This window comes from Sphingobium sp. OAS761, from assembly GCF_024168485.1.
Lineage (GTDB): Bacteria > Pseudomonadota > Alphaproteobacteria > Sphingomonadales > Sphingomonadaceae > Sphingobium.
Map to the genome: position 1 here is coordinate 105,765 of NZ_JALJVY010000012.1, position 15,934 is coordinate 121,698.

At 62.7% G+C, this 15,934-nt stretch carries 12 protein-coding genes; 6 read left to right on the forward strand and 6 right to left on the reverse strand.

The annotated features are described in order from the left end of the window. Positions 1-38: 38 nt before the first annotated feature. The 3 genes from J3E64_RS16450 to J3E64_RS16460 form a co-directional block, all read right to left on the reverse strand. Complete coding sequence (locus J3E64_RS16450; RefSeq protein WP_253344117.1) at positions 39-1,130, reverse strand: ABC transporter permease; 1,092 nt, start codon at positions 1,128-1,130, stop codon at positions 39-41. Positions 1,131-1,156: 26 nt separating this feature from the next. Beyond that, positions 1,157-2,560, reverse strand: coding sequence for a CmpA/NrtA family ABC transporter substrate-binding protein (locus tag J3E64_RS16455; RefSeq protein WP_253344118.1), 1,404 nt, complete (start codon positions 2,558-2,560; stop codon positions 1,157-1,159). A 654-nt stretch (positions 2,561-3,214) separates the two neighbouring features. Then, positions 3,215-5,626, reverse strand: a complete 2,412-nt coding sequence (locus J3E64_RS16460; RefSeq protein WP_253344119.1) for a TonB-dependent receptor — start codon at positions 5,624-5,626, stop codon at positions 3,215-3,217. A gap of 352 nt (positions 5,627-5,978) precedes the next feature. Between J3E64_RS16460 and J3E64_RS16465 the strand changes: the two genes are divergently transcribed. Continuing rightward, the gene (locus J3E64_RS16465) at positions 5,979-7,214 is read left to right on the forward strand and encodes an acyl-CoA dehydrogenase family protein (protein WP_253344120.1); all 1,236 of its coding nucleotides are present in this window, start codon (positions 5,979-5,981) and stop codon (positions 7,212-7,214) included. A gap of 63 nt (positions 7,215-7,277) precedes the next feature. Here the strand turns inward: J3E64_RS16465 and J3E64_RS16470 are convergent, their stop codons facing one another. Next, positions 7,278-8,222 carry a LysR family transcriptional regulator gene (locus J3E64_RS16470; RefSeq protein WP_253344121.1) on the reverse strand — a complete coding sequence of 315 codons (945 nt, stop codon included), beginning with the start codon at positions 8,220-8,222 and terminating at the stop codon, positions 7,278-7,280. 203 nt (positions 8,223-8,425) lie between these two features. Here J3E64_RS16470 and J3E64_RS16475 point away from each other — a divergent pair, with 203 nt between their 5' ends. Continuing rightward, entirely contained in the window at positions 8,426-9,787 is a 1,362-nt protein-coding gene (locus J3E64_RS16475; protein WP_253344122.1) for an aminotransferase, read from the forward strand. A 54-nt stretch (positions 9,788-9,841) separates the two neighbouring features. After that, positions 9,842-11,029, forward strand: a complete 1,188-nt coding sequence (locus J3E64_RS16480) for an MFS transporter (RefSeq protein ID WP_253344123.1) — start codon at positions 9,842-9,844, stop codon at positions 11,027-11,029. A gap of 67 nt (positions 11,030-11,096) precedes the next feature. On the opposite strand, the gene J3E64_RS16485 is transcribed toward J3E64_RS16480, so the two are convergent. Beyond that, positions 11,097-11,900, reverse strand: a complete 804-nt coding sequence (locus J3E64_RS16485; protein WP_253344124.1) for an SDR family NAD(P)-dependent oxidoreductase — start codon at positions 11,898-11,900, stop codon at positions 11,097-11,099. Positions 11,901-11,906: 6 nt separating this feature from the next. After that, on the reverse strand, positions 11,907-12,695 hold the full coding sequence (locus tag J3E64_RS16490) for a 2-keto-4-pentenoate hydratase (protein ID WP_253344125.1): 789 nt from the start codon (positions 12,693-12,695) through the stop codon (positions 11,907-11,909). Between the two features lie 159 nt (positions 12,696-12,854). On the opposite strand from J3E64_RS16490, the gene J3E64_RS16495 reads away from it, so the two are divergent. The 3 genes from J3E64_RS16495 to J3E64_RS16505 are packed head-to-tail and all read left to right on the forward strand — an operon-like array spanning position 12,855 to position 15,925. After that, positions 12,855-14,363, forward strand: coding sequence for an aldehyde dehydrogenase family protein (locus tag J3E64_RS16495; RefSeq protein WP_253344126.1), 1,509 nt, complete (start codon positions 12,855-12,857; stop codon positions 14,361-14,363). A gap of 52 nt (positions 14,364-14,415) precedes the next feature. Then, positions 14,416-15,450, forward strand: a complete 1,035-nt coding sequence (locus J3E64_RS16500) for a glycosyl hydrolase (RefSeq protein WP_253344127.1) — start codon at positions 14,416-14,418, stop codon at positions 15,448-15,450. Then, positions 15,437-15,925, forward strand: a complete 489-nt coding sequence (locus J3E64_RS16505) for a VOC family protein (RefSeq protein WP_253344128.1) — start codon at positions 15,437-15,439, stop codon at positions 15,923-15,925. The genes J3E64_RS16500 and J3E64_RS16505 overlap by 14 nt, the downstream gene beginning before the upstream one ends. Positions 15,926-15,934 lie beyond the last annotated feature (9 nt).

Consider the following 15,934-nt stretch of genomic DNA (forward strand, 5'->3'; position numbering starts at 1 on the left):
GCCTGATCCTTCCTTGAAGAAACGCTGCGGTCTGCCGTTCAGGCCTTGTGGTTGCGGCTGGCGAAGGCCTGGAGCGCGCCCATCAGCCGGTCGAGCGCGAAACCGATGAAGCCGATGATGATGACCGCGAGCATGATGCGGGACAGGGATTGGCTGGACCCGTTCTGGAATTCGTCCCACACGAACTTGCCGAGGCCGGGATTCTGGGCGAGCATTTCCGCTGCGATCAGCACCATCCAGCCGACCCCCAGCGACAGGCGCATGCCGGTGAAGATATAGGGCAGCGACGAAGGAAGGATCAGACGGGTCAGTTGCGCGCCCCAGCTCAGCCGCAGCACGCGGCCGACGTTGAGCAGATCCTTGTCGATCGACGACGCCCCGACCGAGGTGTTGATCAGCGTCGGCCACAGCGAACAGAGCATCACGACGATGGCCGAGATCACGAAGCTCTTGGGCAGCATCGGATCGGGACTGGTCATGGTCGCGGAAATCACCATGGTCACGATGGGCAGCCAGGCGAGCGGGCTTACCGGCTTGAATATCTGGACCAGCGGATTGATCGCGGCATTGATCCGCTTCGACAGGCCACACACCAGCCCCAACGGCACGGCGACAACCGTGGCGAGCAGAAAACCGAGCGCGACCGTCTCGAGCGAGGTGATGATCTGGTCGATGAAGGTGGGCGCCCCGCTATAGGGGAAATTCTGCACCTCGGCCGGTCGGCCGGCGGCGATCAGCGCCTGGTTGCGCGCATCCTGCTGCGCGTAGAAATCGGCCTTCGCCTGTTCGGTAGCGCGATAGTCGTCATACAGCGCACCGGCTTGCTCGGCCACCGCCACCGGTCCGGGAAGGGCGCCTAGCGAGGTTTGTACCTGCGGTGCCAGCACCGCCCAGAGGGTGAGGAAGAGGACGATGCCGGCGACCGGCGCGATCAGGCTCTTGGCGGCCTTCGCGATGTCGGACCCGGACGGGATGAAACGCCTCATCCATGCCGGCGGTGTTGAACGGGTCAAGGGATTTTCCTCCGGCACGGCGGGTGGGGCATGAATGGTGGAGACGGCCTCCGGGCCGGAGGTCAGGGTTTCGTCCGGATTGCCGCGATCGGCACGAAGCGCTGTCATCTGGTTCATGATGCCGTCTCCAGTGATGGGGTGGTTCAGTTGGACGCGACGCCGGCGGCGGTGACGGTCGCCTTGCCCTTCAGGCCGATCGCGAACTGGTCGAGATAGGCGTTGGGCTTGTGGCCGTCATAGGTCTTGCCGTCGATGAAGCCGCTGTCCGCCGGCTTGAAACCGTCGGTATCGGGCACGCTGTCGGCGGGGATCACGCCCTTGGCGATCAGAGCCTTGGCCGCGGCCAGATACAGGTCGGGGCGATAGACGGCCTTGGCGGTGTCGACATACCACTGGTCGGGCTTCTGTTCGGCGATCTGGCCCCAGCGGCGCATCTGGGTCAGGTACCAGATGGCGTCGGAATAATAGGGATAGCCGGCATTGTGGTTGAAGAAGATGTTGAAGTCCGTCGCGGGGCGCGTGTCGCCCGGTTCGAACGTGAACTTGCCGGTCATCGACGCCGCGATCACCGCCGCGTCCGCGCCCACATAATTGGGCTGTGACAGGATCTTCACCGCTTCCGCCCGGTTTTTGCCGCCGTCCGCGTCCAGCCATTGCTGCGCCTTGATGATCGCACGGATCAGGGCGGCGGCCGTCTTGGGATATTTCTCCGCGAAATCCTTGCGCAGGCCGAACACCTTTTCCGGGTTCAGGTGCCAGATTTCCTCGTCGGTGATGACAGGCACGCCGATCTTCTTCTGCACGGCAGCCTGGTTCCAGGGTTCGCCGACGCAATAGCCCTCGATCGTGCCGGCTTCCATCGTCGCGGGCATCTGCGGCGGCGGCGTCACCGAAATCTGGATGTCGGCGTCGGTATTGCCGGCGACGTCGCCCGGCAGATAATAGCCCGGCTTGATGCCCCCGGCGGCCAGCCAGTAGCGCAGTTCGTAATTATGGGTCGACACCGGGAAGACCATGCCCATCTTGAACGGCTTGCCCTGCGCCTGAAAGCTGGCGATCACGGGCTTGAGCACCGAAGCGGAAATGGGATGGGTCGGCTTGCCGTCCGGACCTTTGGGCAGGTCCTTGGAGATCATGCCCCAGACCTTGTTGGACAGGGTGATGGCATTGCCATTGAGGTCCAGGCTGAGCGGCGCGATCAGGTCCGCCTTTGTGCCAAGACCGATGGTCGCGGCGAGCGGCTGGCCCGCGAGCATGTGCGCGCCGTCAAGCTGTCCACCGATCACGCCGTCGAGCAGCACTTTCCAGTTTGCTTGCGGTTCGAGCGTGACGTTCAGGCCTTCCTCCTGGAAGAACCCTTTTTCTTTCGCGATTGCGAGCGGCGCCATGTCGGTCAGCTTGATGAAGCCAAGCTTCAGATTAGGCTTCTCGACCGAGCCCTCGGCGATGTCCACCGGGGCCACGCTGTTGCCGTCGGGCTTGCTGCCGCAGCCGCCGACCATCGCGACAATGCACGCCGAAGCGAGCAGGGTGCTTCCCGTCTTCAATATAGATTGCGTGTTCCACATAGCCTCAAGCCCCCTTTGGAAGCAGGCATTCCGGCGATATGCAGAAACAAAAAAGCCGCCCACGCGGGACGGCCTTCACATCCTCGGGGGCGGCACCTTTGCCTTCGGCCTATCCTGACGGAGTGCCCACCTAAACCTCGCCCCCCGATGGACGAAGCCGGAATATATCAACGAACATCATTATTCGTTAAATCCGAAATGCCATGATTTTCGATTCGCAACAAGCGGTTTTTTGCGTTGCGGCATTTTCGGCGGCGCCGGACGATGCAATATCGAACGATGATCTCGCTACAGAAAGGTAGCGGGCGCAGGTCGGGGACGGATGGCTTGTCGTGACCGGCCCCGATGGGACGGAATGCGCTCGTCGCCGAAGACGACCCCTGATCTTGTCTGTCCGTCCGCACCCGCTTCTCCAGATCGGTGTAAGAGAAGGCCCTCTCGAACGCCGGCCCGCTCCAAGCATCCTTGCAACCTCAGATTACGACCGTGCTAGGGTGAAAACACGTCCGAGCCTGTAGCGCCACCGACTTCTTCAACAGCCTGATAAGCCCACGCGACCAGTGCTTTCGCAGAAGCGCGAGCTGGCGGAACTTCTCCGCGCATTGGTGAACGCCAACGGCTTAGGCGCATAGGTCAGTTCGCCCCGAACGGGACGCGCAACGTCACGCCATAGGTGGTTGGCGGAGCATAGATGGAAGTGACCCCCAATATGCCCAGATTGAGTGCATAAGCGCGATAGGCCTTGTCGAATATGTTGCGACCCCAGGCGGTGATCGACGCACCGGTGCCTTTGTGCTTGTAGGTCAGCGACGCGTTGGTGACGTTGTAGGCCTTCTGCAATGAGCCAAGGCCGTTGGTGACTTCCAGGAACTGGTCATCATACCACACCCCATCGACCTGGGCCGCGAGATTGCCGCCGGCCACGTCGACATTGTAGCGCAACAGATAGTTGAAGCTGAAGCGTGGGGCGTTGGGCAACTCGGCTTTGGTGATGTTGGCTTGCGGGAATTCGCACCGGAAGGCCCCGCCGATGTTGGTGCAATATTGCGTGTCGGGCGCACCCGGGAAGAATTCCGGGCCGAACTGCACGCCCGTCGCCGGGATGCTGTCGACCGATGACGTTTCCCAGGTGGCGCCGAACACGGCGTCAAAGCGTGGCGAGGGAGACCAGAAGGCTTCCAGTTCCGCGCCGGTCGCGTGCGCATCGCTATTGTAGATACGCGGCACCCCGCCGGCGAGCGAGAAGGCCTGATAGTCATCATACATATAGTGATAGACCGTGCCGTTCAGCCGGAGCGTGCGATCGAACAGCGAAGTCTTGAAGCCGGCTTCGAGGCTGTTGAGCGTCTCGGGCCGGTGGCGGAAATCCTGTGCCGCGATATTCGATGAGAGTGACCAGTTGCCCCCCTTGATGCCGCGGTTCCACGAAGCGAACAGCAGCGTATCGGCCGTTGCCTGGAAGTTGAGCGAGACCCGCGCGGCCCAGTCGGAATAGACTTCGCGGTTCACCCCCGGAACCACGGCGGCCAGATCCTTATCGGTGAAGAGCACGACAGGATCGGGCTGGGGCGCGTAGGTGGGATCGCTGAGGACGTTGACGTAGTCGATCGCCTTGTTGTCCTTGGAATAGCGTCCGCCTACGGTGAGCGACAGCCGATCGGTGAAGCGGATGTCGCCTTGCGCGAAGATCGACCAGTTCTTTGACGATATCTTGTAGAATTGATCCACCGTCGGGACGGAGAACCCCCCGTTTCCGGCGACCGCCAGGTCGATGATCGGCGCGTTGGTGACGCCATGCAGGCCGTCATACTTCATGTCGAGGAAGTAGGCGCCGACCTGCCATTTCAGGGGCTCGCTGTCTCCTGAAAGACGCAATTCCTGCGAGAATTGCTTGAATTTGACGAATGTATCGACGTTGACGATCAGGAAAGGCAGGGCATCGCCATCCTCGACATAGGTCTTGTTCATCGTCAGATAGTTGGTGATCGACGTCAGTTGAACGTCGCCGAGCTTCCAGTCGAGCTGACCCTGATAGGAATTCATCACGCGGTTGAGCGAGCCGCGCCGTTCGCCGAAATGCTCCCACGGAGAGGCGGGGAGCCCGGTCACGCCATTGATCACGCCGGTCTGGTCGTCGCTGAGACCGGTTGCGCTGGTGTTGCAATATCCGTTGGCGAGATAGACGCAGTTTTCAAAGACATAGCCGCCGGTGGCGACGTTGTTGTCCTCGGCATGCTTGTACCACAGGCTGAGCGTGGCATCGGGCGAAAGATCGGCCTGGATGTTGATGCGGGCGGCCCAGCCGTTCTTGCCGCCGAGATCCTGCCCGCTGCCGGGCGCGATGAGATTGCCCTCGCCGTCCAGCGTATCACGCGACTTGATGTAGCCGTCGGCCTTTTCCACGCGCGCCGCGCCGCGGAAGCGGAGGCCCGGCGCGATGGCGCCGCCGACCGCGCCTTCCAGCGACCAGGCGTTGAAGCGCCCATATTCGCCCATGGCATAGCCGTTGAATTCATCCTTGCTGGCGTCTTCGCTGAGGTAATGGATCAGGCCGCCGGTGGCGTTGCGACCGAACAGCGTGCCCTGCGGTCCGCGCAGCACTTCGACGCGCTTGATATCGAACAGCTGGCCGGCGACCGCGTTCATCGAGGCGATGTAGGCGTTGTCCTGATAGACGGCGACGGGGGCTTCGAGATTGTCGGTAAAGTTGCTCTGCGAAATGCCGCGCAGGCTGAAGATGGTCAGGTTCGGCGACCAAGCGTTCACGCGCAATGACGGGATCTGCTGCGTGATCTGGGTCGTATCGGTGATGCCCAGGCGCTCCACCTGCTCGCCGGTGAAGGCACTGACCGAGATGGGAATCCTTTGCAGACTTTCGTTGCGCTTGGTTGCGGTGACGATGATTTCGCCGGCCATGCCCTGGTCGGCGGAATCCTCCGTCGGGGCGGAGCGCGCTTCCTGCGCACCGGCGAACGTGGGGACGGTCATGGCGGTGCAAGAAAACAACAGCGATGCAAACCGCGCATCGCGGATCGAGTACTTCATCTGCTTTCTCCCTAAACCTGTCAGTGGTGCAATTCTTAGTCGGCACAATCGGACGAGTTGTCGGAGATATGTGTCTCATAGTTTACAGTGCGGCGCAATAACGATCTATTGTTACCCACAGGAAACAGACATGCGGGGGTTTTGAGTGCCATTGGCGTCAGTGCCAACGCCGCCGCCAAAACTTTCATAATAAGCTGTAATTAAACAATTTATTTGTTTCAATTGGAGGGAAAATTTAGGATATTGTATGTAACAATCATCATTGAAAATGCCGTATTGTTTACGTTTCGCGGCGATGCTGCTATCAGTTGAGGCGAGCCAAGCGATTCGCTTCCGAACAGGAGAGCTGGACATGTCCCGAACGATGAGCGCGCATCACGACCCCTCAAACCCGACGCCGGGCGACGCTTCTGCGACGCATCCGGATCCGGACGAGCTCGTGGCTCGCGCTCGTGCCATGGTGCCAATTTTGCGGGCGCGCGAGGAGGAGGCAATCGGCAACCGGCAGGTGTCTCCCGATACCATCGCCGCGTTCCAGGAGGCCGGGTTTTTCCGCATTCTTCAGCCAGCCCGCTACGGCGGCTACGAAATGTCGCCGGCGACCTACTGTGAGGTCGCTAAGGCCCTGGCGGAAGGCTGCATGGGCAGTGCCTGGGTCTATGGCGTGGTGGCGGTCCACAACTGGCAGCTGGCGTTGTTCGATCCACAGGCGGCGCAGGACGTCTGGGGCGCGGACACGTCGGTCCTGATCAGTTCCTCCTACATGCCCACCGGCAAGGCGACCAAGGTTGAGGGCGGTTATCGCTTCAGCGGGCGCTGGGCCTTTTCCAGCGGATCGGAGCATTGCCAGTGGGTCATCCTGGGCGCGAACATGGTGGCCGACGATGGCGACGGTCAGCCCGAGCCCTACAACTTCCTCGTGCCGCGCAGCGATTATGCGATCATCGATACCTGGCGGACGATGGGACTGTGCCCGACCGGCAGCAACGATATCGTGGTGGACGACGTGTTCGTGCCGCAGCACAGGGTGATCCGCGAGCGTGATATGTTCAACCTGGACTGTCCCGGCCATGCCGCCAATCCGGGCGCGCTCTACCGCATTCCTTTCGCGCAGTTGTTCAACCGGACGGTGTCGACCACGTCGCTTGGCTCGCTGCGCCGTGCGCTGGAGGTGTTCGTGGATGCGACCCGGCAGAAGCGAACGACCTACACCGGCGTCCGGGTGGCGAGCGACACCATGATCCAGGAAGCCGTGGCGGAGGTGATGCTGACGCTCAGCGATCTGGAAGCGCGGCTTGCCAATGATCTGGCTGAGCTGGAGGCAAGGGCGCGGACCGGCGACTGGCCGATCGAGCGGCGCGCGCAGCTTGGCCACCACACCACCGCGATGGTTTCGCGCTGTGTCGAGGCGATTGACAAGCTGATGCTGTTTTCCGGCGGCAAAGCCATCTATAGCGGAAATGTGGTCCAGCGCGCATTCCTGGATATCCACTGCGCCCGCGCGCACGTGGCCAACAACCCGTTCCCCTATGCGCGCAACCTTGGCGCGCTGGCGTTCGGGTTCGAGAACGACTGCTACGATCTGTAAGCGCGGGGGGCTGCTGCGACAGCCACTGGCGCCTTTCCGCACGCTGCAGGCGCGCCGACGCGATCAGATTGCGGTGGCGAGGCCTAGCAGCGCGCCCGAACCGTGGCCTTGTTCGTCATTCGTTTCTTCCCGTACAAAGTCCACGAACGCGCGAACCTTCGACAGAGCAAAGTTTCCGCGCGGGAAGATGATGTGCAGCGGAATACTTTCGGTCACCAGATCCTCCAGCAGAGGCTCAAGCCGTTTTGCGGCGATGTCGGCCTCTACCAGGAAACGGGGCAGGTAGCTGATGCCGAGCCCGTTAAGCGTCGCCTCACGCGCCATGCGGACCGAGTTGGTGGTCAACGGGCCGCGGTTGACGGCCACGATCATATCGTCGGAAAGGCGCCATTCGCCCACTTTGGACAGATGGGTTTCCACGATGCAGGTGTGGTCTTTCAGATCATTGGGGGTAGAAGGCCAGCCGACCCCGGCCAGATAGGCCGGAGCGGCCACCAGCACCATCGGATATGTGCGTAGTTGGACCGATTCGAGGCTGGCGTCGAACGGCTCCCCCATCCAGAAGGCGACGTCGAACCGGCCCTTGAGCATATCGACCTTGCTGTCCGACAGGTTCAGGAACAGCCGGACTTCCGGATAGCGCGCGAGAAAGCGGGGTATGATCGAGGTCAGATCGAACAGCGACGCCACGACCGGCGCGTTGACCTTCAGCTCACCGCGCGGCTTGGACACCATCCCGGTGATGACCTGGTTGGCTTCGCTCACTTCATCGACAATGCGGGCGCAACGGGCGTACATCTCGCGGCCTGCGGGCGTGAGCGTTACCGAGCGGGTGGTACGGTCAAGCAGGCGCACCCCGATGCTTTGCTCAAGCTTGGCGACCTGACGGCTGACCGCAGCCTTCGAATAGCCCAGCAGCTTGGCGGCGTTGGAGAAGCCGCCCGTGCTGACCACCGCGGCGAAAGACATCATCGCCATCACATTACCCAGGTCTGGTCTTTCTTCCATGGTCGATCCGTGTTGCAGCGGGACGCGCGAGTCAATCCCGATGGGGATAGCAGGCGTTCGGCCGAGGTGGTTGATTGTTTACATTATGCAAAAATGAGCTCAATATACGATGACTGTTGCGCTATAATTGACTTTGCGCAAATAAGACAGCGAAGCAAAATCGGGGCCGCGATTCGTGAGGCGGCCCATTTGGGAGTTTCCACATGGCCAGCAAGCTTTCCCCCCATGCGCTGCAGGACCAGCGCAGCCAGTTTCATCCCTTCACGTCGATAAACGACCTGAGAAACGAAGGGCCGACGGTCATGGCTTCGGGATCAGGCGTGCGCGTGCGCGACGTGAACGGCAAGGAATATCTCGACGGCATGGCCGGCCTGTGGTGCGTGAATCTCGGCTATGGCCGCAGGGAAATCGTTGACGCGATCACCCGGCAGAGCGAGCGCCTGTCATTCTTCCACACGTTCAACGGGATGAGCACCGATGTAGTGGCCGAATGTGCCGAGGCACTGCTGGCCCGCGCGCCGGTGCCGATGTCGCGCGTGTTCTTCGGCGCTTCGGGCAGTGATGCCAACGAAACCCAGCTCAAGCTGATCTGGGTTTACAACAACCTGCGCGGCAGGCCCGAAAAGAAGAAGGTCATCGCGCGCTGGAACGCCTATCACGGATCGGGCGTGGCGACGGCCAGCCTGACCGGCCTGCCGATGATGCACAATCTCTTCGATCTGCCCAAGGGGCCGATCCTGCATGTCAGTGCCCCCTATTATTACCGCCAAGCCCCGGCCGGTATGAGCGAGCGTGATTTCTCGAAGCAGCTCGCCAGGGAACTGGAAGATGTGATCGAGCGCGAGGGCGGCGATACGATCGCGGCGTTCTTCGCCGAAGCAGTCATGGGCGCAGGTGGCCTGATCCCGCCGCCTGAGGGCTATTTCGATGAAATCATGCCGATCCTGAAGAAGCACGATATTCTCCTCGTCGCCGACGAGGTCGTCTCGGGCTTCGGCCGCCTTGGCACATACTGGGGCAGCCAGACCTACGGATATGAGCCCGACCTGATCACATCGGCGAAGGGCGTTACGTCCGGCTATTTCCCGATGTCGGCGGTGTTCATATCCCCGAAGGTTTGGGACGTGATCGAAGGCGGGGCCGATCAGGTCGGCGTGTTCGGCCACGGCTATACCTACTCGGCGCATCCAGTCGGCGCGGCCGCAGCGCTCGCGGCGCTGAAGCTCATCGACGATCTAAATGTGGTGCAGAACGTCGCCGATGTCGGCCCCTACTTGATGCAAGGGTTGCAGGACCGGTTGGGCCAGCACCCCCATGTGGGCGACATCCGGGGCAAGGGACTGATGCTCGGCATCGAACTGGTAAAGGATCGCGAGACAAAGGAAACGCTGCCGATGGCGAACCGGACCGGGCGCCAGGTCCTGAAGGCTGCCGCCGAACGAGGCCTGATCACCCGGGCGCTGGGGGATACCCTCGTGTTCGCGCCGCCGCTCGTCATCACGCGCAACGAAGCTGACGAGATCGCCGACAAGTTCGCGCTCGCCGTCAAAGACGTCCTGGGCTGACATAGCGGGCGGCGTCCGCGTCTTCCGGGCGCCGCCAACCCGGGAGGGCGTGAGATGGAACTGAATACGGCAATTTCGGGACTGGCGGCGGCCGAGGCGTCGGCCACCCGCGTTTCGCGCGGGGGCCTGGTCAGCGCGACGCTGGTCGCCCTGATCGGTGCGGTGGTCATCTTCATCACGCCGGGGTTCCTCGCACTCGTCGCGCAGAAGACGGGGTTCGACAACGATCAGCTCGGCTATCTCGTCGCCTGGGACATCAACGCCATGGGCGTGACGGTTGGGCTGAGCACCTTTGCGCTGGCGCGCGTACGGTGGCGGCCGGCGGTTGCGCTGGGACTGACGCTGATAGCGGCGGGCAATCTGCTGACCGCTTCGGTCGATGGCTTCGTGCCGATGGTGGCGGCCAGGGTGGTCGCCGGCGCAGGCGAGGGGATAGCCGTAGGTTTCTCGTTCGCGGCGCTTGGCCGTGCGGTCAATCCTGACCGGGCGTTTTCCGTGTACCTCGTGATCGGCGCGCTGCTCAGCTCGGCGTTCCTCTATACGTTGCCGGGCATCCAGGCGGTGGTCCAGCCGGGCGTCGTGTTCGCGCTGATCGGCGTTATCGCCGCCCTGGTCATCCTGACGCTGAAAGCTTTCCCCGATGGCAGCAAGGACGAGCCTGATTTATTTGCGGGCGGCGGCAAGGTCGACCTGCGGCTGGCGGCAGGATCGCTGCTGGGCGTGTTCCTGCTGTTCTTCGCAATGGGGGCGGTATGGGGCTATTCGGAACGCATCGGACTCGACAGCGCGTTGCCGGTAGGCGTGATTGCACGAGGGCTGTCCATTGGTACCCTGGCCGGGATGGTTGGTGCGGGCGCGGCAGGATTTCTGCCCCGTCACTGGGGAAGAACCATGCCGCTGATGCTCAGCGGCGCGGCGGGGATCGCCAGCTTCCTGCTATATGACGGCCAGGTGGCGCCCAATGCCTTCGTGATCGCCACCGTGCTGATGATGTTCAGCTGGAACTTCGCGCAGCCGCTGCTTTCGGGAATCTGCTCGGAAGCCTGTCAGCGCGGACGGGTGGTCTGCGCCATGGGCTCGATCCAGACCTTCGGCACCGGGCTTGGCCCTGCCGCTGCTGCAGCAACGCTGAGCACCGGCTCGTTCCGGTTCATGCTATATGCCGCGTGCGCCGTGCTGGCGCTCAGCATCGTGGTGACAACGCTGACCATCGCCGGAGAGCGCAGGCGCGCCCGCGCCTGATCGCTCGAATTTTTCTGCGCTCGAAGGGGGGCGGGGCCGGGGACCATTGGTCTCCGGCCCCTTGTCGTCAGAGAAACACGGCGCGCGACAGGCCGCCGTCCACCGCGATCGATTCCCCGGTGATGCCGCTGCCCAACTGCGAGCAGAGGAACACGATCGGGTCAGCCACTTCCTCCACTTCGAGCATGCGCTTGAGTGCCGCCGGATCGCCGGCCTCTCGCGCTACGATGGCATCGACCGTGACGCCTTCCTCGGCTGCCATCTCGGCGAACCATTCCTCGATATGTTCGGTCCGCGTGACGCCGGGGTGGATGATGTTGACGGTAATCCCGTCCTTGCCGACCTCGTCGGACAGGGTCTTGGTGAAATGGACGAGCGCGGTGTTGCGCATGCCCGACAGTGCCTCCGTGCAGCGCGCGGTGAGGCCGCCGACGTTGACGATGCGGCCCCAGCCAGCCTTGCGCATGTGCGGAACACAGGCCTTGGCCGTACGGAAATAGCCGAACAGCTTGGTATTGAGGTCGAGCATCAGCGCGTCCTCGTCTGCCAGTTCGATGGCGTTGCGCACCAAGCCGCCGGGAGCGGCAGCGCAATTGACGAGGATGTGGACCGCGCCGAACTTCGCGACGGCGGCCTCGACCAGCGCTTCGACCGACTCCTTGGAAGTCGTGTCGGTGGGCACGGCGATGACGTCGCCGCCGGTAGCCTCGCGCAGTTCCTGTGCCGCAGCTTCAAGCTTGCTGGCTGTGCGCGCGGCGATCACGACCTTGGCGCCGGCGAGCAGCAGCTTGCGCGCCGTTTCCTTGCCGATCCCCACGCCGCCGCCGGTGATGACGGCCACCTTGTCCTTAAGTCCCAGTTCCAGGCTCATCGCTGTTTACTCCTTCCAGTCTTTTGCCGTCAGCGTGACCCGCGCTCCTTCGGCGCCGTTGAAGTTCACACTGATCGTATCGCGGGGGAAAATATCGGTCACGCCCGTACAGCTGCCCGATGCCACCAGTTGTTCGCGTGTGAGTGATCGACCCTCATGCTTCCGCAGCCAGTTTGCCAGCCAGATCAGCGCGTCGAGCGGATTGTCGAGCACCATTGCGGTCGAGCCTTCGACAGGCGCCTCGGCGTTGCGGGTCAAAGTGACAGGCATTGCGGCAAAGCGGTCATCCCACGTATCGGCAAGCTTGCGGCCCAGTACGAGCCCGTGGCCCATCGCATTGTCGGCGACCAGCAGCTCCAGCGGCAGGTCGCTTGTGGCGAAGCGGGTACGGCAAATCTCGATGCCGGCATATATGCCCTTGAGCGCGGCGCACAGGTCGGCGCGGGTATAGGGTGCGTCCTGCTCCGGCAGGTCTGCGCCCATTTCGAATACAAGTTCGGCCTCGGCGAACATTTCTTTGCCGGAAAAGTCGATCTCGCTCCGGTCGCAATAGATCGCGCTGGCAGCCAGGCGGCCGACGATCGGTTCGCGCGCACCCAACGCCTCCCGTCCGCCGGGCCCGGTCAGGCCGATCTTCCAGACCATGACCGGAAGACAGCTGGCGGCGTTAGCCCTCTGCTGGATCGCATAGGCGCCGGCAAGGTCGGGTCGTTCAGCCGGGCAGGGAATCGGCGCGGAGGGCACGCGCGCAGCTGCCAATAGGGCGTGTTCCAGGCTGTTATGGCGATCTTCCAAGTGATTTCCCCTCAGCAGCAAGCAAGTTTATTGTCGCGTATATGTAACAACACAAACTTAAAATCTAGTATTGTTTACAAGATGGCGGTGATGTAGGAGGAGGTGAATCAGCGGCGGTTTGTCCGTCGCGGCGATCCTGCCACGGGGAGATGCGAGACGATGTCAGACCGCGACGCTATGTTTGCTGCAGCCGAACAACTCGGTTCGGCACTTGCCCGACAGCCGCTGGGCCTGATCATCGACGGTAAGTCCGTGCCTGCCCTTTCCGGGAAAAGCTTCGCCACGGTGAATCCGGCAACCGGACTGGAACTGGCCCAAGTGGCCGAAGGCGGCGTGGCAGATGTCGATGCGGCCGTGCAGGCGGCGCGCAAGGCGCTCGGTAATCCAGCCTGGCGCGACATGAGTGCGGTGGACCGTTCGAAGCTGCTCAATCGCCTTGCCGACCTGATCGAGCGCGACGCCGATGAGCTCGCCCTGCTCGAGTGCATGGACAACGGCAAGCCCGCCACCCTTACCAAGGCCGTCGAGATTGAAGGTTCGATCAAGACCTTCCGCTACTTTGCCGGATGGCCCACCAAGTTCGGCGGGGAAACCCTTCCGGTGTCGCCGCGCAGCGGAGCGAAGATCCTCAACTATACCGTGCGCGAGCCGGTCGGCGTTTGTGCGCTGATCGTCCCGTGGAACTATCCGATGTCGATGGCGGCATGGAAGGTTGCGCCTGCGCTCGCGGCGGGCTGCACGGTCATTCTCAAGCCTGCCGAGCAGACGCCGCTGACGGCGCTGCGCCTTGCCGAGCTGGCATTGGAGGCGGGTGTGCCGCCGGGCGTGTTCAACGTCATTACCGGCTTCGGAGAAGCGGGGGCCGCGCTGGTCGACCACCCCGGCGTGGACAAGGTCGCCTTCACCGGCTCCACCGAAGTGGGCAAGGCAATCGTGCGTGGTTCGACCGGCAATCTCAAGAAGGTCAGCCTGGAACTGGGCGGCAAGTCGCCGCAGATCGTGCTCCCCGATGCCGACCTCGATGCGGCGGCGGCGTCCATTGCGGCGGGCATCTTCTTCAACCAGGGGCAGACCTGCACCGCCGGTTCGCGGCTTTACGCGCATGCCTCGATCCATGACGATCTGATCGCCCGCATCGCCGATCATGCCGCGCGGCTCACGATCGGCAACGGTCTCGATCCGACGGTGAATTTCGGCCCGCTGGTTTCGCAGGAACAGTGGGACAGGGTCAGCTCCTATGTCGAGATCGGCAAGGCCGAAGGGGCCGAGGTGCTGATCGGCGGCGGCCGGCCCAAGGCGCTGGGAGAGGGCTTCTTCTTCGAACCGACGATCATGGCGAATGCCGGGCGCGACATGCGCATCGTGCGCGAGGAAATCTTCGGCCCGGTGCTAAGCGCGCTCAGCTGGAATGATCCGGAAGATCTGGTTGCCCAGGCCAATGATTCGGACTTCGGGCTTTCGGCCGGCATCTGGACCAACGACCTCAGGCAGGCCCACCGCCTGGCAGGAGCGGTCAAGGCCGGGACGGTCTGGATCAACTGCTTCAACCTGGTGGACAACGCGACCCCCTTCGGCGGGTTCAAGCAGTCCGGCTGGGGCCGCGAACATGGTCGCCAGGCGATGGAACTCTACAGCGAGATCAAGAGCATCTGGGTGAACTTGAGCTGAGGCGCAGCGGCAAGGGCCGCGCCGCCTAATCGAACCGAACACAGGAGCGGACATGAGCAGAACCTTGATAGTCGCCACCGACGGACAAGCGGTGATGCGCACGCACGACGATGGCAAGAACTGGTATCGGATCAACATCCGCCAGGATCTGGAATATGATGACCGGGTGCGTTGCCTGCTGGTCGATCCGGCCAACCCCGAAGCGCTCTTTGCCGGCGCGGAAAAGGGGCTGTTCTACAGCGCCGACCGCGGTGTGCACTGGAGCCGGATAGACTGCGCGCTCAACGGATACGCCGTGTGGAAGCTGGTGGCGAGCGAAAGCGATCCAAAGGTGATCTACGCGGGCACCGGCGCGCCTTCGCTGGCGATCCTGTTCCGCTCGCGCGATGGCGGCCACATATGGGAACGCACCCCTCTCGAAATGCCCGAATTGTGCGCGGGCGTGAACCGGCCCCGCATGCTCGCACTGGCGGTCGATCCCGATGACGCGAATGACGTTTGGGCAGGCGTGGAAGAGGGTGGCCTTCACCGCAGTCGCGACGGGGGCGACAGCTGGGAGCGGATCGACACAAGCTGGTCCGAATTTGGTGGCAATTCGGACCTGCACGACATCATGATCCTCAAGCAGGACGATGGGTCGAAGGTTCACCTCGCGCTGACGGTGATCGCGCTCTACCGTTCGACCGACGATGGCAGGACCTGGGTGCGCCAGCCCGCCAAGGAGAGTTGGGGCCTGCGCTATTCGCGCCTGCTCACGCGCAAGCCCGGCAGCAATCGCGAGATCGCGGTTGGCATCGGCGATGGCACGCCGGGCACGACGGCGGCGATCCTGACCTCGTCCGATGCGGGGCGGACATGGGAAAAAGCGGACCTCGACAAGCCGTCCAACTCCTGCATGTGGGCTTTCGGGACCAATCCGGCCGATCCGGATTTCATGCTGGCCGCAAGCAAGTTCGGCTATCTCTACCGCTCCACCGACGGTGGAAAGTCGTGGGCCAAGGAATGGCGCGAATTCAACGAGATTACCGATCTCGCCTGGGTTCCGGGCGTTCCCACCGATCTGGGGTTGCCACATGTCACAAACTAACGTCTCGCCGATCCGGGTCGAGAAGATCGCGCATATCGTCCTGTTCGTGAAGGATCCGGAAGCCTCGGCCAAGTGGTATGCCGAAGTGCTCAACATGAAGATCGTCGCCCGGGCCGGTGACGGGCCTTACAAGGGCGGCGTGTTCATGAGCTTCGGTCTCAGCGATCATGACATCGCGCTGTTTCCGGCCGCAGAAGGCGCGACCAAGGGCAAGGAATTCGAGCATGTGGGCCTGCTGATGGCCGGCACCAGCATGGACGACTTGCGCGCCAACTATGCCTATTTCCGCCAACGCGGGGTGGAGATTGCGGAAATCCTCGATCACGGCGTCTCGACCGGCATCTATTTCTATGACCCCGACGGACACATGCTGGAAGTCTTCTGCCAGCGTGTTCCGGTGACGGGCGGCGCCTCGCAGGTCGAACTCAACCGCAACGAAGGCCAGGCCGAACCCGTGGATCCGACCGCGCTGTGACATTTCCGG

Bases quoted from the DNA above. Each gene is read 5' to 3' on its own strand.
- J3E64_RS16450 (WP_253344117.1), bottom strand. From the start codon at position 1,130: ATGAACCAGATGACAGCGCTTCGTGCCGATCGCGGCAATCCGGACGAA.
- J3E64_RS16470 (WP_253344121.1), bottom strand. From the start codon at position 8,222: ATGGAAGAAAGACCAGACCTGGGTAATGTGATGGCGATGATGTCTTTC.
- J3E64_RS16480 (WP_253344123.1), top strand. From the start codon at position 9,842: ATGGAACTGAATACGGCAATTTCGGGACTGGCGGCGGCCGAGGCGTCG.
- J3E64_RS16465 (WP_253344120.1), top strand. From the start codon at position 5,979: ATGTCCCGAACGATGAGCGCGCATCACGACCCCTCAAACCCGACGCCG.
- J3E64_RS16475 (WP_253344122.1), top strand. From the start codon at position 8,426: ATGGCCAGCAAGCTTTCCCCCCATGCGCTGCAGGACCAGCGCAGCCAG.
- J3E64_RS16460 (WP_253344119.1), bottom strand. From the start codon at position 5,626: ATGAAGTACTCGATCCGCGATGCGCGGTTTGCATCGCTGTTGTTTTCT.
- J3E64_RS16485 (WP_253344124.1), bottom strand. From the start codon at position 11,900: ATGAGCCTGGAACTGGGACTTAAGGACAAGGTGGCCGTCATCACCGGC.
- J3E64_RS16500 (WP_253344127.1), top strand. From the start codon at position 14,416: ATGAGCAGAACCTTGATAGTCGCCACCGACGGACAAGCGGTGATGCGC.
- J3E64_RS16495 (WP_253344126.1), top strand. From the start codon at position 12,855: ATGTCAGACCGCGACGCTATGTTTGCTGCAGCCGAACAACTCGGTTCG.
- J3E64_RS16505 (WP_253344128.1), top strand. From the start codon at position 15,437: ATGTCACAAACTAACGTCTCGCCGATCCGGGTCGAGAAGATCGCGCAT.